Below are 19161 nucleotides of genomic sequence, written 5' to 3'. Positions count from 1 at the left end.
TTGACCTAATTTATTTCTGAGCCATGTTTTAAACTCATCATATGGCGTTCCTGTCTTATTCATTGCTTCATAAATTGTACCCAAATCTGGTGCATATAAACCTGTATCTGCATTAAAGGCCAGTTTTGTTGGATAGTCATATACACAAGGTAGATTTGTATCAGTGTTATACCACCACCAAGGTTCACCAATCTGCATATTTACATCACATCCCCCTACTACCATTGCATCTGCAAACTCAATAAAGACTTTACGTAGATATGCCAAAGCATTCTGATGACTTAAACTAAAAAAATAGCTTGGTGGTTGGTAGCCTGTTTTACCCAAATTACTGTTCCAGTCACGCTGTGCCCAATACTCATTGGCCCCCAAGGAATACATTTCAAAGCTTACCCCAAAAATGGGTTGCAGACTGGCGCTATGTAACGCCTGAGCATATTTCTCATGCCATTTACGCGTACATGAGTTAACGACCGCTTCACCTGTTACCAACGTATCTGGTATTTGCCATTTATTAATATCACTTTTCCATGTCATTTCAGGATAATGTGACATTCCACAATAGTGGTTAACCAAACCGTTATATCCCAAAGTCACCATATTGTTGACCAAGCGCTGAGGGTTTAAATCATAGTGGTCGTCATAGCTCGTACAAATACCATAATTGTGCTGAGGTACAACCACACGGCTCAAATTTAATTTTGCATTTGTACCAGTTACGACTGAATTGGTCAGACGAATGTAGCCATCTTCAGGCTGGCTTAAAGGTAAGGCTGATTGGCTATTATAATGGCTCGTGAAACCGGAAAATGAAATCCGTTGAATGTTCGTTACCGGGAAGCTATCTGTAGCAGAAAAGCCAGCTTTTACTGTATCCCAGTTAATATGAATATGTGCCGTTCGCGATGAAGGATTATTTGCATAGTTAAATAAGACAACATAGGCAACTTTATCTACGCCATTTTCATTATAGTACACCGTTAAAGTGGGCGTTAAAGTTGGATTGTTAAGCACTGGCATCGTGGTAGATAACTCAATATCGAAGTCCCAAACCACCCCTGCATAGCTATATTTGGTTTGGTACGCTAAAAATTTATGATCTTTAGTATCATTAGAATCCCACGTAATTCCTACTAAATCATTTGCCATTCGTGCTCTAAAAGAGGCTTCAAAACCATTTCCATAATTCGTAATAGCAAAAGACATCGTTTGTGGACCGTCTATTCTCCAATAGATAGGACTAAACCGATCAATAAGTGTATTTTGAGTGATTGGATGTGGTGATGAATTAGAATTATTTTGTACATTTTGTGAGTTAGTTATCATGTCTACATTCTCTTAATGTATTAAGAGGTTTTATATTAAATAATAATTTTTATTTTATTGTTCAGATAAGTAACAATGACGTTTAAATTATTTACAGTTAATATTTTTTATAAAGCTCAAAATATAGTTTAACAATTAAACTTAATATTATCCTAAAATATTTTTGCACTGAGGAGATAATAAATGTCAAATTTTATGCAGCCTACTCATTTTAGGATATTGTTTGTATTTACTCCTCTTATTTTTGCACTAACAGGTTGTAGTGACGCTTTATATTCTCAAAGAACCATCCCAATAAAGACTTCTTCGGAAAATATTGCATACCCAAAGATCGATCCATTTTTAGGAGAAAAATTACAGCCTAATGAGGAAGTGTTAGCTCAAAACATAGCTCAAGTCATTGAAAAGTCAATTCGTGAACAATACACGGCGGGAAATGCTTTACGTGATGCACATCCCAAAGCGCATGGTTGTGTTCGAGCCGAGTTTCATGTCTCAAAAAATATACCTGCTCAGTTTGCTAAAGGGGTTTTTATCCCAGATCAAAGTTATCAAGCATGGATTCGTTTTTCGAATGCCTCTAATGACGCCACGAGTGCCGACATTGACAAAGATGCACGAGGCATCGCCATAAAACTTTTAGGTGTATCTGGAGACAAAATTTTAGAAAGTGAAAAACAAGCAACCACTCAAGATTTTATTATGATTAATCATCCTGTCTTTTTTGCCAATGATGCAAAAAGATATCTTTCTTTTATGAACGATGTGAATAGCCATAATATGATCAGAAAACTTCATATTCCTTTTGCCTTAGGTTTTAAGGGAACCATGAATGCACTGGGAGCACGTAACTCACAAATTGCAAACCCACTCTATGCACGTTATTGGTCTATGGTTCCCTATCAATTAGGACTTGGCAAAGATCGGCAAGCAGTTAAATATTCTGTACGTGCTTGTTCGGTAACACCAAATGATCTACCTAAAAACCCTAGTCATGATTTTTTAAGAGAAGCTTTAAAAAATACTTTGCAAAATAATGACGCCTGTATGGAGTTCCTTATTCAGCCGAGAACTTCAAGTAAAATGCTAGTAGAAGATGCGATGATAGAATGGGATGAAAAAGCAGCTCCCTTTTATCAAGTAGCAACTATTCACATTCCAAAGCAAAACTTTGATACACCTGAACAAAACCAGTTCTGTGAAAATCTTTCTTTTACGCCGTGGCATGCTTTACCTGAACATAAGCCATTAGGTGCAGTAAACAGAATGCGTAAGGTCATTTATGAAAATATAAGTAGAGTTCGACATGATATGAATTCAGCCCCTAGACAGGAACCTTAAATATTTTATCCCTGATGATTTGTCTAAGCTAACTAGCTTTAGTCAATTCCTTTGCTTGTATCTATAGTAATACGATCAATAAAATCTGCTAACCATAAAACAAAGTCATCTTCACTTTTATGCTTTGGAATCAAACTCATATCTAATGTAATAGGTAGTTCATTTTTAAAGCTAATAACTGCACCCTCGAAATTCACAAAGTTATATAAAAATTTTAATTCGGTACCTGCAATGGCTTTTTTGATTTCTATGATGAGAGTATTTAAGTTTTTAAAATTATTGTTAGAGTATTTATATTTAATATTTTTATTAATTTTTTCTGCTAATAGTAAGTATTTTGGCATTTTTATCTCCTTATTAATTATTTATAAAATATAAGTATAATTTCAAAGTTATTAAAATAAGTTTTTAATTTTTATTAAATTGTTTATGTATTTTTAATTTTAATTGATCAGTTGTGGCGATAATAACAATATATTGTTTAAAAGTGTGATTTATTTTTGCTTTTTATTCTGATTAAATTAGTAGGTATTAATATCGACTAAAACACTCGGCTTTAAAAATTATATTAAATAGGCTCAACATATTTAAACGATTAAGCCTATTTAATTTTTAATATTTACTTAAGAGGAAAAGCACTTCTTTAAATCTTAAGTAAATTTGCGGAAGTTCTTCACTCTATGAACTTTCCCACATTTTCTGCACTCTTTAATTTCGTCGTGAGTTATATCAAAATCATATTCCCAGACATGAATACAGAAAATTTGTCTAAGGTTGTGGAGCATAGACACCTCCTTATAAAAAACTGACTAAGCAGTAAGTTTTTTAAGAATATATTTAGCTTATTTAGAAGAATTTTCCTTTTTAGCTTTATCCTCTTTGTGTTTACAGCAGTAACCGAAAACAGCACCAGCACTAAAGAAAAACAGAGCTTTGAACATTGGTATCTCCAAAACATAGTTAAGTAAATTAAAAATTAACATTGAAGGTTGTATCTGTTTTTAGGCCAATGAGGCTGATTCTGTGCGTTATGCAAACTTTTGTGAAAAGTTATAACAATATATTTTATAAGAATAAGGAGAGTTAAATTAAAAAACCGCCCCAGAAGGCGGTTGCTGAATTTACAGCGACATATAGAAGTGTAGTGGACGATCACTTCTATATTTTTTGAACTTATTTTTCTTCTTTTATAATTTTAGTAAAGGCATCTGATTTGAAATAATTAATAATCATCTCCCCATCATCACTTGTCGATGATGACACTTTAGGAGGTTCGTCATAGTTAAACTTAAAGTCTGGAGGAATAAATTTCGAGATTGGTGGAAGCTTGGCCTCTCCTCCCGTTGTAATTCTTTCAATAAAACCTGCGAGCCAAAGTATATATTCATCTTTATTTTTATGTTTGGGCATGAGGCTCATATCCAACTTAATCGCGCACTCTTCTAATGGCTTGGTTAAGCACTCTTCAAAATCTATAAAATTATATTTAAGTTTAAACTTGGTTCCTTTAATTTCTTTGCGGATTACGCTAACCAACTGATTTAAGTTCTCTGCTGAGCTTTCAGAAAATAAATTTTTGTCCTCAATTTTTTTATACACATTCTCAGCAATGATTAAATATTGTGGCATTTTATTTTCTCCCTTTTATTGTCAGGCTACTCACTCAGCCCTTTAAGGAAGTATGATAGATATCATGTTTTCTAATGTAATTGTTGTGCTGCCAATTGTAATTAGTGTGTTTTTGTGAAACCTACAAGCATAACCATCCGAAAAAATTAAACTTAATGCAAACTGAGTCTCATTTTTAGATAAAAATTTATTCTAATCAAAAAATATTTTTAGCTCATCGAAAGTTGGAAGCTGATTATAAGATTGATCTGCAATTACGGTATTTGCCCAGTTTGTCTTTGAAATTATACAAAAATTAAGCTTCTTTAGGACCTGAATGTCTTTTTCTAATAGACCTAATGGAATCCACATAAAATGAGTAGTTCCTACCAAATTAGGTACAGGCGATCCACATTTACTACAAAATGAAGATGTGAAGCCTGTTTCTTTTTTATAAGTATGGATAAGCTCAAAACCTGAGAGCCATTCAAATTTATCCTTACTCACTAAAGTTGCTGCATTCGCTCCTGTTCCAGTTTGTTTACGACAGAGACTACAGTGGCAATGGTACACAGTCTTGATTTCGTTAGTGACAGAAAATTTGACTTCACTGCATAGACAAGAACCTAAATGACTCATCTCGAGCATCCTTAGAAAATAATATTAAATATAGCACTAGCTTTAAAAAGGTTAAATTTAACTTTATATGTTTAAATGGATATGCTCTCTTAGAAGTGCCTATAAATATAAGGAATTGCTAGAGTCGAGGCTTGGCAGAATGCATTTATAGAGTTTAATATGAATTTTGACATATAAATTGAATATAAAAATGCTGTGATGTGCTTATCTTGGATGCGACTTAAAAGCTTACATGATTAATCAGTTCTATCAGCAGTACAGTAATATGGCATTAAATGCCTGGGGCTTTACACATACACCTTCGTATAACGATACATACGACCCTGATGAGAATGATACAGTGACAAATAGCTTTAATTGGTTGAATGATGAACAAGCTACAGAAAAAACTAAACAAGGATTAACTGCTTTTGTTGCATTGGATGATGCTTTTATCAGTATCGCCTCTCGTATGTATCTGATTAGAAATGCAAAAGAAAAAATCGATTTACAATATTATATTTGGACAAATGATTTTGTTGGAAACCTAATGCTGCACGAGTTATTAACGGCGGCAGATCGTGGTGTAAAAGTTCGGTTACTCATTGACGATCAAAATGGAGTAAAACTTGATGGTATTCTAAGAAGCCTTCTACACCATCCTAACTTTGAAATTCGTTTATTTAATCCATACAAATTTAGATATATAAGAATCTTGGACTATATTTTCCGGTTCAAGAAAGTAAACCATCGTATGCATAATAAATTAATTATTGCAGATGGCGTGATTGCGGTAACTGGCGGTCGTAACATCAGTAGTGAATATTTTGATGCAAGTAGTAAGTTTCAGTTTACAGATCTAGATATTCTATTTTATGGGCATACAGTACAGCACGCTCAAGCAGTTTTTAATGATTTCTGGCAAAGTGAGTTAAGCCAAGATGCGACCAAGCTGGTCGGGACTTGCGCTGCCCATCACTTGCAATCTTTACGGCAGCATTATCATGATTTGCTTCATGAAAGTGAAAATCATACTCAAACCGAAGATAAGCTTTATGATGCTCAAACTTATTTAAAAGAGCTTCTAGAGCACTATCCAATTCAATGGTCAAAAGCATATTTTGTTGCAGACTCACCGAAAAAGATCTTAGGAGTAGCTTCTAAAGAAGAGATGCTTTATGGGCAAGTTATGGCCATTATGGGTGAACCAAAGCAACACATTGAATTGGCTTCAGCTTATTTTGTTCCTACACAGCAAGGCGCTTACTATTTAAAACAGTTAAAAGTTCAAGGCGTTAAAGTTAGGGTTTTAACAAACTCTTTTGCTGCAAATGATGTGGCAATTGTGCATGCTTTTTATAGTCAATATCGGGTTGAAATGCTGAAAAGCGGTGTAGAACTATTTGAGTTTAAGCCATTTTTAGAACGCAGACGTAGAACGTGGTATGAAGTGGTAACTGGAAGTGTGATTCCAGCAAAAGGTAAAAATAAATCGAGCTTGCATGCCAAATTTTTTGATGTAGACGGTAAAGTATTTATTGGTTCTTTTAACTTTGATCCACGTTCGACTTACTTAAATACTGAGGTTGGTCTTGTTATTGAGTCGAGTCAGTTACAAGCTCAAATTTCGGTCATGCTCGATCAGCATTTACCTCAAGTCGCTTATCAGCTTAAGTTAAACAGTGAAGGTAAAATTATTTGGTTAGATTATCAGTCGAATGGACAAGTTGTTGAATATGAAAAAGACCCAGATACGAGCCTTTTCCAACGTACAATGATTAAAGCCGTTTCATATTTACCCGTTGAATGGATGATGTAAGAGACTTCAACTTGACTTATAAAATCCCAATCTCTTTAAAGAATTTTTGATAAGCCTCAGCTTTTTTCTCTAGCGCCAATGGATATGCTCGAGACGAAGATGGTAAGCGATATAAATTAATATCTCTTCCTGCAAAGTAAGTCGATGTAGATGACCCTATAAGGGGTTTTTCAGTATTCTCGGGTAAAACTGAAATTAAGGTATCAGTTGCTTTATCACCAGTGGTCATGATGGTCTGACATAGAGGAATCTGCTGAAGCAAAACCGCAAGATCTGTTGGTGTTACTATTTCAAGAAATTTATCTGCGGCATTCCCCTTCAACCGCTTAATTTGATAAGCCGTGTCAAAGATCGCAATACCTGTTTCAATTAAGAAATTTCGGATACGTTCTTCATTAAAATTTTTTTGGTTTTCACTTAAAAAGTAAGTTTTGTCTTGGAAAAAAATTAAACCAAAAATTCGCCACATATCATTTTGGAAATTTGGATAGTAAAAATCCATCTTCCATTTATTACGCGGTGGTGGAAAGCTACCCAACATGAGTAAACGCGCATTTTCAGGTAAAAAGGGTTCTAGTGGATGTGTTTCTATCTCAATTATCATAAAAAATCAGTGTTTACTTAAAAACTTTATAAACAAATTACCCTATTTTTTAGTTAATCACGAGTCATGAAATGCAATTTCTCTTAATTAAAGCGTTAATGAGAAAAATCAACTCTTACTGAAAAACATTGAGGTGATACCTCTGTAGGAATCACCTCAATAATTTATAACGTGTAAGTGAGCTGGTGAACTCAAACTTATTAAGAGTTTAAGACTTTAAAAACCTTACCTGTTCTTGGATGAGCAAAACTGTTATCCGGATCTAAATTAATGACTTTATCCGAAATCACAATCTTAGAAAGTGGCAACCAGCTTTGCTCTTGTTCAGCTTGGACAAAGTTTTTTTCATAAATATTTTCATAAATTTGTTCAACTACAATTTCCATACCACACATACTTTTGGCATTTACTTCTTTTAAAATATGGCGCTTTGACATTCTAGTCTCCTTTTTTATTATCCGCATCGCTAATAATAAAGACTCCACTGATACAATATGTAAATTTTAATAATGAAAGTGTTTTTTTTGTTTTAATCATACTTTTGTAATAATTAAATGAATAGTTGAGTAATTATTAATTTAATTATTATCTTTAAGTTAATCTATTTAAAATAATTATGAGTTTTAATAAAATTAAAGGGTTCATGATTTGAACCCCTTTTTATTTAATTTTAAACTTGTACAGCGTTATCAATTGAGCCGTCATCTTGATTTTGGACCCTGTCTTTACTAGTCACTGAGTCGCTATCGTGATCTGTGTTAAAACTCTTACTGTTCTTTTGCTTCTTCTTGTAGACACACATCCCAATCGCAATACCTGTTCCGATCACTAAAATTGACTTTAACATTTTGCACCTCTTCGATTGACGGAGTAACTTTTGAAAAATCAGCTTTAATTAATAGCACATAATTTGTTATTTAACGGCTTTCATTTGCTCCGCTTTTGTAAGGTATTTAATTTTTATGTTAATTGAATAGTGTAATAGTTAAAAAATAAATTTTGATACAAAGCAAAAAGCCTATTCTATATTTTGAATAGGCTTTTTACTGTATTTCAGGATTAAGCAGTATTATGAATTGCTTTAAGCAATCTTATTATCTTTGAATACACTACAAATGTATTTAATGCTGAAGTTTTAGTCAAGATGGAGTTGAGTGGTTATACCAATAATTAGTAGTTCTTGTGATGGATATCACGTTTATTTGTTTCAGATAAGAAAAAACCCATTTCTACTTCTCATGAAGAAATGGGTAATGTGAAAACCACAAAAGACCTGAAATACTAAATGTTCTTACATTCAGTAAGGTTGAGTGTAGTGAATATACCGAATGGTTGACAATTAAACTATTTGTATTTTTTTTAGTCATTTCGGCCAATAAAAAAACTGTTATGATTCTGTAGATTAACTCTTTTTAGTCATTCATTATTAACCTAAAATTCTATCAAACACCCTCACCCAATTATTAAGACATATATTTTCAATCAGTGTTTTAGAATAACCACGCTGTTGCATACGCTCAATTAAGCAATGTAGCCCTGTCACATCTTCAAGTTCAGTACCAATAAGTGCACCGTCAAAATCAGAGCCAAAGCCCACATGTTCTTCGCCCAAATGATCCATTAAATATTCTAAATGTTCTAAAATTACATCGATGGGTGTATCCGCATTGCGCTGCCCATCTGATCGTAAAAACGCGACATCAAAATTTACGCCTACCATCCCTTTACTTTCTCGGATTGCTTTAAGCTGCGAGTCAGTTAAGTTGCGTGCTTGAGCACATAAAGCGTGCGCATTTGAGTGCGTTGCTACAATTGGCTGCTGCAATATATCTACCGTATTCCAAAAAGCTTGTTCATTCATGTGTGAAACATCAATCACCATCTTTTTATCGGCACAGCGTTTTATAAAATCTTTGCCATCGCTGGTGAGACCTGCTCCAGTGTCGGGTGAATGGGGAAATTTAGCATTTAAACCATGTCCAAAGCGGCTCGGTCTATTCCAAAGTGGGCCAATACTACGCAAGCCTCTTTCATAGAACACATCAAGTAAATCCGGGTTATGTTGTAAAGCCTCTGCACCTTCCATATGCAATACAATTGCTAGCTTTTGCTCTGCTAAGCAATCCTGAATATTTTGAACTGATGTGCAAATTTTAATATTTTTAGAATGCTGAGCGAGTTGATGTGCTAAATCGAGTTGTTCTAAACAAATTTGTTCAATTTGCTGTTGGGTAAAATCAAAAGCATTTTGATCAAATAGCTTATTAGGATGATGCTGTTGAACATAGCTGTATGGAGGTAAAAAAATCGCAAACATTCCTCCCATAAAGCCAGCCTTTTGACAGCGTTTTAGGTCAAGATGGCCCCCTAATCGTTCATGAATAAAAGCATGTACAGGATCTGGATGATCGCTTAGCCATAAGCGTGTTAAAGCATCATTATGTCCATCAAAAACTGGAATATGGCTAGACTTCATGAGCATTCCTATTGCTTGCTATATGTCTGTAATCGTGTGCACTGGAATATTTTGTGTGGAGCTTAAAGATTTAGAGTTTCTACTATTACGGAATACTAAGTTTTGCAGTGGTGCAGCCAACTGACTTTCTGTACGCGCTTGTTCGATCATTTGATGATACGGCGATTTCCCACATACAGGATCAGCATTAGCCGCATCTCCAGTCAACATATAGGCCTGACAACGACATCCGCCAAAGTCACGTTCTTTATCTGGGCAACTACGGCAACCTTCTGGCATCCATGCATCACCACGGAAATGATTAAATCCAGTTGATTTGTACCAAATATCTGACAATTTATGTTCGCGGACGTTTGGAAATGAAATTGGCAATTGTCGTGCTGCATGGCAAGGCAGTGCCATACCATCTGGAGCGACTGTAAAGAAGATTTTACCCCAGCCATTCATGCAGGCTTTCGGTCTCTCTTCATAATAATCAGGCACTACAAAAATGAGTTTGCAAGGGTGATTTTGCGCTTTTAATTTTTCTCGATATTCATTGGTAATCTGTTCTGCACGTGTCAGTTGCTCTTGTGTGGGTAATAAACCTTGGCGGTTTAGAAAAGCCCAACCATAAAACTGACAAATTGCTAGCTCGACTGTATCTGCATTCAGCTCAAGGCAAAGTTCAATGATTTGTTCAATCTGGTCAATGTTATGTCGATGAATAACAAAGTTAAGCACCATTGGATAATCGTATTTCTTAACCAGTCGGCACATTTCATATTTTTGTTCAAAAGCATGCTTTGAACCTGCCAAAGCATCATTTACCACAGGATCGCTAGCTTGAAAGCTCACTTGAATATGGTCTAAACCCGCTTGTTTTAGATCGGCAATACGTTGTTCGGTAAGACCCATGCCTGAGGTAATCAAGTTGGTATAAAACCCTTGTTGATGAGCATGGGCAACGAGTTGTTCTAAATCTTGACGTACCAGTGGTTCACCGCCAGAAAATCCGAGTTGAACAGCGCCCATCTGACGTGCCTGATCAAAAACATCAAACCATTCTTGAGTGGTTAGCTCATTTTTATGTTGAGCATAGTCCAAGGGGTTTGAGCAATATGGGCATTGTAGCGGACAACGATAAGTGAGTTCCGCTAATAACCATAAAGGTAGGCCAACACCTTCTGTCATACTAAATCAATCCAGTGTTGCTGTTTTGCGACCAGCATGTAGTCCACTACATCCTGATCAATCTCAGCAATCTCACCAAATTTTTGCTTTAACTGAGCAATAATTGCAGAAACATTTTGCTGCCCATCAATATATTGTCCGATTGCCCCTGCACTTTCATTTAACTTGATCATGCCTTCAGGGTATAAAATCACGAAACCATTTTGAGCTGGTTCGAACTGAAAACGGTAACCCTGGCGCCATGTCGGCACAAGGTTTAAATCAAACTGTTCTTTATTCATTTAAATAGTCCTTTGTGCCAAACTCGTTTGCTCGTCACAGTGTGATATGGCGCTTCATTGTGAACATGTGCAAGTGTTAAAGCATCTAGAATGCTCCATAAAATATCCAGTTTAAACTGCAATATTTCAAGCATTCGCTCTTGTTGCTCATGAGTTGTAAATGAATCAAGCGTAATTGTTAAACCATGTTCAACATCACGGCGTGCCTGACTTAAACGAGAACGGAAATATTCATAGCCTTTATCATCAATCCATGGATAGTGTTGTGGCCATGAATCAAGTCGTGACTGATGAATTTGTGGAGCAAAAAGTTCAGTTAAAGAACTACTGGCTGCTTCACGCCACGAAGCACGGCGTGCAAAGTTCACATAGGCATCTACTGCAAAGCGCACACCCGGTAATACCAGCTCTTCAGAAATAACTTGTTCACGACTCAAGCCCACAGCTTCGGCTAAGCGTAGCCATGCTTCTCGGCCACCGCCATCTGGATATTCACCATCTTGATCGATCATGCGTTGAATCCATTCTTGACGGACTCGCTGATCAGGGCAATTTGCCATAATCGCTGCATCTTTAAGCGGAATATTAATTTGATAGTAATAGCGGTTTGCAACCCAAGCCTGAATTTGCTGCTGGGTGGCTTTACCTTCATACATCATCACGTGAAATGGATGATAGATATGATAATACTGGCCTTTATCGATAATGGCTTGTTTGAATTGTTCTGTCGTTAAAGCTTCAGGTGTTTGAGTCATATTTCACCTTAGAGTTCAATCTGCATGCCGTCATAGGCAACTTCTACACCATTTGCTTTAAGTTCAGCAAACTGGCTAGAGTTTTCATTTAAAATTGGATTGGTATTGTTAATATGAATCAGCACTTTTTTAGGTGTACTCAGCTGATTTAAATAAGACAGTGAACCACCTTCACCACTAATATATAAATGTCCCATTTCACGGCCAGTTTTAGTTCCAACCCCTGTTTGTTGCATTTCATCGTCTGTCCAAAGCGTACCATCAATCATGACACAGTCTGAACTCTGCATAATCTGCATGATTTGATCGTCAATTTTTCCAAGACCCGGCGCATAGAACAACTGTTTTTGTGTCTTATGATCTTTGATAATTAAAGCAATATTATCGCCATCATGTGGGTCATTTCGATGCGGTGAATATGGTGGTGCAGCACTTTTAATAATTAAAGGCAAAAATTCTAAATTTTCGAAACCATCAATTTTAAAGGCTTGTTTAGGATTAATTTCATTGTATTGAAGACCACCATTCCAGTGTTTGAGCATATTAAATACTGGAAAGCCGCTTGTTAAATCTTGGTGGACCATTTCTGTACACCATACATTCATTGGACAACCTTCACGTAAGGTTAAAAGCCCAGTTGTATGGTCTAACTGACTATCCATTAAAATAACGCTTGTTATTCCTGTATCACGCAATTTACGCGCGGGTTGTGCTGCTTTAAATTCGAAAAGTTGCTGGCGGATATCAGGTGAAGCGTTTAATAAAACCCAGTCTGTTCCATTTTCAGAAACAGCAATTGATGATTGAGTACGAGCTTTGGCTTGGATTGAACCTGTGCGTACACCATGACAATTCGGGCAATTACAATTCCACTGCGGGAACCCGCCTCCAGCAGCTGAACCTAAAACATAAATATACATAAAATTAATATCTTATTAGAAAGAGATAAGCCCTAGAACAAGACTAGGGCTTATGACATATTTGGATGAAACTGAATTAACGTGCTTCGAAGTACATAGTAACTTCAAAACCAATGCGTAAATCAGTAAAAGCTGGTTTAGTCCATTGCATAAATTATCTCCGGTTCATATTAATCTTGTGAAATGAATCACTTGATTAAATCTTATAAGGTCATTAAAAATTTATTCTAAATAAAAAATTTGGGTTTGTAGACCACCCCTAGCCAAGATATTGTTCGATAATTGTGTTTTTTGTCCAAATTTTAATATTTCGAACATATTTGCTCATTAAAGGTTTCATCAAACATTCATACTAAAAGCGTATTTTTTATCCGTCTTAATTGATCAAATGATAAAAAAATGAAAAATTTAACAACACTTTTTAAAGTAACAACACTTTCTCTGGCAGTAACGTTATTGGCTGGATGTAATGACGATGATGATAATGACACCGCACCACCTGCTCAAAGAAGCAATCAAACCGTAAATATTTTAGCTTTTAATGACTTTCACGGAAATCTTGAGCCACCGAAGCGTTACGTCGAAGCACCAAATCCAAATGATGCTGCTCAATCTGTTCGTATTCCTGTGGGTGGAGTGAGTTACTTCGCCGATGCGATTAAAAAACTTAAAGCAGAAAATCCAAATAATGCTGTGGTTTCGGCGGGCGACTTAATTAGTGCTTCTCCTCTAACCTCTTCTTTATTTTTAGATGAACCGACCATTGAAGTCATGAATGACATTCAAATTGATTTTAATGCTGTCGGTAACCATGAATTTGACCGTGGTACAGATGAATTACGCCGTTTAAAGAACGGTGGATGTCAGCAATATACAAGCATTGCGCCTTGCCAAATAAATAAAAACTTTAGTGGTGCAAAATTTGATTTCCTTGCTGCTAACGTAGCAATGAAAAATGATGCCAGTAAAACGATCTTTCCTGCATATAAAGTCAAAACTTATGGTGGAATTCCAGTTGCATTTATTGGATTAACCCTTAAAGCAACGCCAAGTATTGTTTCTGCTGCCGGCATTAAAGACGTTGAGTTTCGTGATGAAGCCGATACGGTAAACGCCTTGATTCCTGAATTACAAAAACAAGGAATTGAAGCGATTGTAGTGGTGGTACATGAAGGCGCAGCGCCAAGTACGAAGTTTAATGAAAAAACATGTGATGGCTTAAGCGGTCCGATTTTAGGAATTTTGGATAAGCTTAATCCAGCAGTTGATATTGTTGTTTCAGGTCATACACACCAATCTTATATTTGTGACTATGCAACCAAAAATCCCGCAAAACCGTTCTTGCTTACTTCAGCTGGACAATATGGCACGCTCATTACTGACATCAAGGTTGAGTTAGATGGTAAAACTGGTGATGTGATTAAAAAAGATGCTAAACAAGTTCCTATACAAAGTGAGGCCTATACGTCTGGCACCACCACGGTAAGCCTAACAGATCTCTATCAAAAATTTAGTAAAACCCCAAGCATTGAAGCCATTTTAGATAAATACCGCCAAGCGGTGACCACCATTTCAAGCCGTGTGGTTGGAACTGCAACAGCTGTAGTCAGTCGTACTCAAGTCGAAAGTGGTGAAAGCCCATTGGGTATTATGATTGCAGATGCTCAACAAGCGGCTGCCTTAAAAGCAAGTAACCAAGGCTCTGACTTTACCTTAATGAACCCAGGTGGTGTCCGTGCCGATTTACTTATTAACAGTAGTAACCAGATTACATTTGGCGATGTTTTTGCAGTGCAACCTTTTGGTAACTCTATTGTGACTTTGAGCTTAACTGGCAAACAAATTAAAGATGTAATTGAGCAGCAGTGGTCTGGTGCAAATGCAAACTCACCTAGAATTTTACAGCCGTCTAAAGAATTAACTTATCAATATGCGGCAAATACGTCTGTTTCACCACGAGCAAGTAACATTATGGTTGCAGGTTCACCGCTGGTTGACACTAAGGTATACCGCGTAACAGTCAATAGCTTTTTGGCAGATGGTGGTGACAACTTTACAGTATTAAAAGAAGGTCAAAACCGTGTAGGTGGTGGTCAAGATATTGATGCCCTTGAAAGCTATGTCGCTAAGAATTCACCTTTAATTATTCCAGCGACTACGCGAATTAAAGTTATCAAATAGCAAATTTAATAAAAAAAGGACAGTTTAGACTGTCCTTTTTTCTATCTAAACTTTTTATTCTGTATAGAGATTAAGTTCAATACTACTGATATTAGTTCCTGTATTCGCAAAAATAACATCTATGACTTCATGCAGTAGCTCTTTCACTTTTTCATGTTCATAGCTAGTTGCTTCTGCGGTTTTTAGACAAATCAAGTTACAGCTCATTTTATCTTTTCTGATCTTATAAATACTTTTACTTTTTCCTAAGAACACCCTTTTGATGAGCTTGCGATTTTCAAATTCAGATAAGATTCGATAAATTGTTCCGAGCGTAATTTTATGTTCATTTTTAATTTGCGCATAAATGCTTACCGCACTTAAGCCTTGTGGATTTTGGTTTAAAATTTCAAAAACCTGTATTCTCGATTTTTTTATTGGTAGTCCATTTAATAATGATTTTGAAGTTGCCGTCATGATTAATTAGCCTTAATGTTGAAAAGTATAGAAATTCTTAAAATTATTTTGTCTATACTGGTTTAAAAATTATGGATATTTGTTTAATAAAAAACAAAGCCTATTCCCTTACGAATAGGCTTTGTACTTAGTTTTAACTTAGAAACTATAAGTCGCTTTTACAAAGTAATTGCGGCCATAAAGTTTGGTATTAAATGATGCATCTTCATTTTCCAGATCAACATCGGTCAGGTTTTTTACGCCATAGTCCAATGTTAAGCGTGGTGAAAGTGGTGAAGTAAATGTCACATCGTAAGTAGTATAGGCTGGTAACTCTTTACCACTAGATAACATTTGATGACCCACATAGCTTGCACCAAAATTCATACGATAATTTTCAACAATAGCCCATGAAACTGAACTATTAATTAACCATTCGGGACGTTCAGTAAGGTCTTTACCAGTTACTTCATTTTTAGCATCCAAATATGTTGCATTAGCTGTTATCCCTAAATCATCACTAAAGTCATATGCTCCGTTCAGTTCCACACCTTTCAGTTTTGCTTTAGCAACATTGTCCCATTTATATGGATATTTGGTTGGATTTGGAGAATTAGGATTAGAAACACGTTCAATTAAGTTCTCAACATCATTTTCAAATACTGTAACACCAGCATTCCAGTTTGGTTTACGAACAATTAAAGATGCTTCATAGTTAGTACTTTCTTCGGGTTTTAGATTTGGATTCCCTGTAATAAAACAGCTTCCCCCACAAGAAATTAGCTCATAATTTGCATCTAACTGATATGGTCCCGGAACTTTATAAGCTTGACCAACACCACCTTTAAGAATAACTCCTTCAGCGAGTTGATAAGCTAAATAGGCTTTACCAGTTGCTTTACCATCAAAATTATCAAAGTCGTCGTAACGACCACCTAAAGTTAAGGTCAGTGCATCGTTAATATGGGTATCGTTCTGAACAAATACTCCATAACTTTTCTGTTCAGATCCACCAGATGTGTATCCTACAGGATCTGTGATTTTCTGATCTTTATAATCAACACCAGCTGTGGTGTTATTCATCATCCAGTCAAAGTTAGCAAATGCACGACCTAGTAAGTTTTCTTGCTTATAATTACGACTTTGTGGAGCATTATATTCACTGTCATAGTCATAAATTTTAGCGGTTTCTTTTCCAATATAAGCTTCTGTTTTCCCCCAGCTCCATTTCCCTCGATGAGTAATACCTACATTGGTTCGCTCATCTTCACCTTCTTGAATCGAAGATGCCGCATCTTGGGTAAGTGGTCTCTTATCTTTGGTATAACCTAAATCTAGGTCTAAAGTTTGTTGATCATTGATATCCCAACTTAAAGTCCCATGTACATTCTTAGTGTCTTTTTCTACAAAATAGGCGCCATTTGAGTCCGGTTTACCATTTCGATACCACGCATCACGGTTATAAGAATCACCAGAAAGAGAAAAACTAACATTATCGGTTAAGCCACCGTATAGGTTAAATCCGTAACGGAATTGATCTTTACCATTCCCACGGTCAGCTCGGTTATATTGTCCAAAGATCGAACCATGAAGCTGTCCATTTTCGGCTTTCTTGGTAATAATATTAATTACGCCACCCATGGCATCAGAACCATAAAGCGATGACATTGGTCCGCGAATCACTTCAATTCGTTCAATACTATTTAATGGAATTGAACTCCAGTCGAAGTCATTGCCCCGCCACATTGCTCCCAAGGAAGATGTTCTTTTTCCATTGATCAGGATTAAAGTATAACTGCCAGAAGTATCTTGCATCCCTCGGATAATAATTTTGTCCTGTCCGCTGTTATAGTTATAAACCCCAGCTTGTTTTTGTAAAACATCAGCAAGGCTCAGTGCCGCACTGCGTTCAATCTCTTCACTTGTGATCACACTAATGGATGCGGGTGCTTTGTCTACGTCTTGTTCTTTTAATGCAGCAGAAACCACAATAGTTTTAAGTTTTTGAACTGGTTCACTATTACCCTGCTGTTCACTATCTGTATTTGCTTGAACGGCGAAAGGAAGTAGTGTTGAGATGGCGACCACCAGCGCCTTTTTCGTTAACGTCATTTCTCGGCCCTTATTCTGGATAATGATTACCACATGATAATTATTATCATTTATGATGTGCCGAGCATCATATACGCATGACTTTTACTGATCAAGATAAAAATAATTATTAGTTATATAATGATAATCATTATTGTTTGTGCTGTAAAAAAGCGTTACCATTACACTTTCGTGTGCCTAAAAACCTATTTAAAACAATCTTAAAGTAGACATAACAATGCTCTCTCGATTTTTTATCTATCACCCTATTTTTGTTTCTGTCATTGCAATCACTATTCTTATCTTTGGTTTTCTTGCCACTTTAGCAATGCCTGTCGAACGCTATCCTAACCTTGCTCCACCGGGTGTTACGGTTGTTGCGAACTATCGTGGTGCAGCTGCTGATACAGTAGAAGAAAGTGTGACCCAAATTTTAGAACAACAAATAAAGGGTCTGGATAATTTGCTTTACTTTACGTCCTATAGTGAATCATCAGGAACGAGTAGCATTGATATTCATTTTAAAATTGGCACAGATATTGATAAAGCACAGCTCCAAGTACAAAACCGAATTAATGGTGCATTAAACCGTTTACCTGAGGAAGTTCAAAGACAAGGCGTAAACATATGGAAAACCACGGGCGATATGCTACTTATTGTGGGGCTATATGATGAAACTGGTAAAACCAGCAATATTGATTTGTCTGATTATATGGTGAATCACTTTGAACAACCTTTAAGTCAGCTGCAAGGCATTGGTGAAGTTAATGTTTTTGGTTCAAGCTATGCCATGCGCATTTGGTTAAATCCAAATCAGCTTAGAAATTATCAACTTGTACCGAGTGATATTGAAAAGGCCCTAGAAGATTATAACACCCAGATTGCTGCGGGTTCGATTGGTGCAATGCCCTCTGCTGCTGACCAAAATATTTATGCAAAAGTAAAAGCAGGTTCACGTTTAAAAACAATAGATGACTTTAAATCGGTAGTCGTTAAAGCAAATGTTGACGGTAGCCTTGTTTATTTAAAAGATGTCGCGAGAGTCGAATTAGGGGCAGAAAATTACGAAAGTATTAATACGCTTAATGGCTATCCATCGGCAGGTTTAGGAATTTCTCTAAGCCCTGATGCGAATGCAATCGAGACTTCTGCTCTTATTAAAGAAAAAATGGCTCAGCTTAGCCAGCATTTACCAGCTGGATATAAAGTCGTTTATCCACGAGACAATACACCATTTATTGAAGAGTCAATTAAGCAGGTCATAATCACTTTGCTTGAAGCAATCGTGCTAGTTGTTATTGTGATGTATCTCTTTTTACAAAATTGGCGTGCAACTCTTATTCCAACCATTACGGTTCCCATCGTCATTAGTGGCACATTTGTGGTGTTGTATTTGTTTGGAATGAGCATTAACACACTTACGCTATTTGCTCTAGTTTTAGCGATTGGATTATTGGTTGATGACACCATTGTAGTCGTGGAAAATGTTGAACGGCTTATGCACGAACAACAGCTAAGTGTACGTGAAGCTTG

Annotated in this window: 19 protein-coding genes; 4 read left to right on the top strand and 15 right to left on the bottom strand. The window is 36.2% G+C overall.

What is annotated here, in order from left to right:
- The coding region (locus UC75_RS03110) for a phage capsid protein (protein WP_228137047.1) at positions 1–1326 on the bottom strand (1326 nt) is incomplete at its 3' end.
- A gap of 183 nt (positions 1327–1509) precedes the next feature.
- Between UC75_RS03110 and UC75_RS03105 the strand changes: the two genes are divergently transcribed.
- Positions 1510–2667: a catalase family protein gene (locus UC75_RS03105; protein WP_049836647.1), complete on the top strand. Its 1158-nt coding sequence runs from the start codon at positions 1510–1512 to the stop codon at positions 2665–2667.
- A 38-nt stretch (positions 2668–2705) separates the two neighbouring features.
- Here UC75_RS03105 and UC75_RS03100 read toward each other — a convergent pair whose 3' ends face one another.
- The 3 genes from UC75_RS03100 to UC75_RS03090 all read right to left on the bottom strand — a co-directional run bounded on the left by UC75_RS03100 (position 2706) and on the right by UC75_RS03090 (position 4923).
- Positions 2706–3011, bottom strand: coding sequence for a hypothetical protein (locus tag UC75_RS03100; RefSeq protein ID WP_049836646.1), 306 nt, complete (start codon positions 3009–3011; stop codon positions 2706–2708).
- An 829-nt stretch (positions 3012–3840) separates the two neighbouring features.
- Positions 3841–4296, bottom strand: a complete 456-nt coding sequence (locus UC75_RS03095) for a hypothetical protein (protein WP_049836645.1) — start codon at positions 4294–4296, stop codon at positions 3841–3843.
- A gap of 192 nt (positions 4297–4488) precedes the next feature.
- Entirely contained in the window at positions 4489–4923 is a 435-nt protein-coding gene (locus tag UC75_RS03090; RefSeq protein ID WP_128825120.1) for a GFA family protein, read from the bottom strand.
- 223 nt (positions 4924–5146) lie between these two features.
- Here UC75_RS03090 and UC75_RS03085 point away from each other — a divergent pair, with 223 nt between their 5' ends.
- Entirely contained in the window at positions 5147–6712 is a 1566-nt protein-coding gene (locus UC75_RS03085; protein WP_049836643.1) for a phospholipase D family protein, read from the top strand.
- Positions 6713–6728: 16 nt separating this feature from the next.
- On the opposite strand, the gene UC75_RS03080 is transcribed toward UC75_RS03085, so the two are convergent.
- The 9 genes from UC75_RS03080 to pqqA all read right to left on the bottom strand — a co-directional run bounded on the left by UC75_RS03080 (position 6729) and on the right by pqqA (position 13072).
- A complete protein-coding gene (locus tag UC75_RS03080; protein ID WP_049836642.1) occupies positions 6729–7316 on the bottom strand; it encodes a DNA glycosylase in 588 nt (195 codons plus the stop codon).
- A 200-nt stretch (positions 7317–7516) separates the two neighbouring features.
- Positions 7517–7753, bottom strand: a complete 237-nt coding sequence (locus UC75_RS03075) for a hypothetical protein (protein WP_004792401.1) — start codon at positions 7751–7753, stop codon at positions 7517–7519.
- A 233-nt stretch (positions 7754–7986) separates the two neighbouring features.
- A complete protein-coding gene (locus UC75_RS18595; protein ID WP_004792403.1) occupies positions 7987–8163 on the bottom strand; it encodes a hypothetical protein in 177 nt (58 codons plus the stop codon).
- A 579-nt stretch (positions 8164–8742) separates the two neighbouring features.
- Positions 8743–9792: a dipeptidase gene (locus UC75_RS03070; protein ID WP_049836641.1), complete on the bottom strand. Its 1050-nt coding sequence runs from the start codon at positions 9790–9792 to the stop codon at positions 8743–8745.
- Between the two features lie 18 nt (positions 9793–9810).
- Positions 9811–10965 (bottom strand): pyrroloquinoline quinone biosynthesis protein PqqE, encoded by a 1155-nt coding sequence (gene pqqE, locus UC75_RS03065; protein WP_049836640.1) that lies wholly within the window; start codon positions 10963–10965, stop codon positions 9811–9813.
- Positions 10962–11246, bottom strand: a complete 285-nt coding sequence (pqqD, locus tag UC75_RS03060; protein ID WP_049836639.1) for a pyrroloquinoline quinone biosynthesis peptide chaperone PqqD — start codon at positions 11244–11246, stop codon at positions 10962–10964. Before pqqD ends, pqqE begins: the two co-directional genes overlap by 4 nt.
- Positions 11243–12001 (bottom strand): pyrroloquinoline-quinone synthase PqqC, encoded by a 759-nt coding sequence (pqqC, locus tag UC75_RS03055; RefSeq protein ID WP_032006186.1) that lies wholly within the window; start codon positions 11999–12001, stop codon positions 11243–11245. The genes pqqD and pqqC overlap by 4 nt, the downstream gene beginning before the upstream one ends.
- A gap of 8 nt (positions 12002–12009) precedes the next feature.
- On the bottom strand, positions 12010–12921 hold the full coding sequence (gene pqqB, locus UC75_RS03050) for a pyrroloquinoline quinone biosynthesis protein PqqB (RefSeq protein ID WP_013197932.1): 912 nt from the start codon (positions 12919–12921) through the stop codon (positions 12010–12012).
- Positions 12922–12997: 76 nt separating this feature from the next.
- Positions 12998–13072, bottom strand: coding sequence for a pyrroloquinoline quinone precursor peptide PqqA (gene pqqA / locus UC75_RS18590; RefSeq protein ID WP_001982218.1), 75 nt, complete (start codon positions 13070–13072; stop codon positions 12998–13000).
- A gap of 248 nt (positions 13073–13320) precedes the next feature.
- Between pqqA and UC75_RS03045 the strand changes: the two genes are divergently transcribed.
- The gene (locus tag UC75_RS03045) at positions 13321–15102 is read left to right on the top strand and encodes a bifunctional metallophosphatase/5'-nucleotidase (protein WP_049836638.1); all 1782 of its coding nucleotides are present in this window, start codon (positions 13321–13323) and stop codon (positions 15100–15102) included.
- 54 nt (positions 15103–15156) lie between these two features.
- Here the strand turns inward: UC75_RS03045 and UC75_RS03040 are convergent, their stop codons facing one another.
- A complete protein-coding gene (locus tag UC75_RS03040) occupies positions 15157–15558 on the bottom strand; it encodes a transcriptional repressor (protein ID WP_005305185.1) in 402 nt (133 codons plus the stop codon).
- A gap of 138 nt (positions 15559–15696) precedes the next feature.
- Positions 15697–17649, bottom strand: a complete 1953-nt coding sequence (locus UC75_RS03035) for a TonB-dependent receptor plug domain-containing protein (RefSeq protein ID WP_049836637.1) — start codon at positions 17647–17649, stop codon at positions 15697–15699.
- Between the two features lie 217 nt (positions 17650–17866).
- Between UC75_RS03035 and UC75_RS19940 the strand changes: the two genes are divergently transcribed.
- The coding region (locus UC75_RS19940) for an efflux RND transporter permease subunit (protein WP_416202196.1) at positions 17867–19161 on the top strand (1295 nt) is incomplete at its 3' end.

It is taken from the genome of Acinetobacter sp. V2, assembly GCF_001188385.1.
Classification (GTDB): domain Bacteria; phylum Pseudomonadota; class Gammaproteobacteria; order Pseudomonadales; family Moraxellaceae; genus Acinetobacter; species Acinetobacter oleivorans.
This window is presented reverse-complemented; position numbering and strand designations above follow the sequence as displayed.

Coding starts and splice junctions, on each gene's coding strand:
- UC75_RS03105 (WP_049836647.1), top strand. CDS start 1,510: ATGTCAAATTTTATGCAGCCTACTCATTTTAGGATATTGTTTGTATTT.
- UC75_RS03100 (WP_049836646.1), bottom strand. CDS start 3,011: ATGCCAAAATACTTACTATTAGCAGAAAAAATTAATAAAAATATTAAA.
- UC75_RS03095 (WP_049836645.1), bottom strand. CDS start 4,296: ATGCCACAATATTTAATCATTGCTGAGAATGTGTATAAAAAAATTGAG.
- UC75_RS03090 (WP_128825120.1), bottom strand. CDS start 4,923: ATGCTCGAGATGAGTCATTTAGGTTCTTGTCTATGCAGTGAAGTCAAA.
- UC75_RS03085 (WP_049836643.1), top strand. CDS start 5,147: ATGATTAATCAGTTCTATCAGCAGTACAGTAATATGGCATTAAATGCC.
- UC75_RS03080 (WP_049836642.1), bottom strand. CDS start 7,316: ATGATAATTGAGATAGAAACACATCCACTAGAACCCTTTTTACCTGAA.
- UC75_RS03075 (WP_004792401.1), bottom strand. CDS start 7,753: ATGTCAAAGCGCCATATTTTAAAAGAAGTAAATGCCAAAAGTATGTGT.
- UC75_RS18595 (WP_004792403.1), bottom strand. CDS start 8,163: ATGTTAAAGTCAATTTTAGTGATCGGAACAGGTATTGCGATTGGGATG.
- UC75_RS03070 (WP_049836641.1), bottom strand. CDS start 9,792: ATGAAGTCTAGCCATATTCCAGTTTTTGATGGACATAATGATGCTTTA.
- pqqE (WP_049836640.1), bottom strand. CDS start 10,965: ATGACAGAAGGTGTTGGCCTACCTTTATGGTTATTAGCGGAACTCACT.
- pqqD (WP_049836639.1), bottom strand. CDS start 11,246: ATGAATAAAGAACAGTTTGATTTAAACCTTGTGCCGACATGGCGCCAG.
- pqqC (WP_032006186.1), bottom strand. CDS start 12,001: ATGACTCAAACACCTGAAGCTTTAACGACAGAACAATTCAAACAAGCC.
- pqqB (WP_013197932.1), bottom strand. CDS start 12,921: ATGTATATTTATGTTTTAGGTTCAGCTGCTGGAGGCGGGTTCCCGCAG.
- UC75_RS03045 (WP_049836638.1), top strand. CDS start 13,321: ATGAAAAATTTAACAACACTTTTTAAAGTAACAACACTTTCTCTGGCA.
- UC75_RS03040 (WP_005305185.1), bottom strand. CDS start 15,558: ATGACGGCAACTTCAAAATCATTATTAAATGGACTACCAATAAAAAAA.
- UC75_RS03035 (WP_049836637.1), bottom strand. CDS start 17,649: ATGACGTTAACGAAAAAGGCGCTGGTGGTCGCCATCTCAACACTACTT.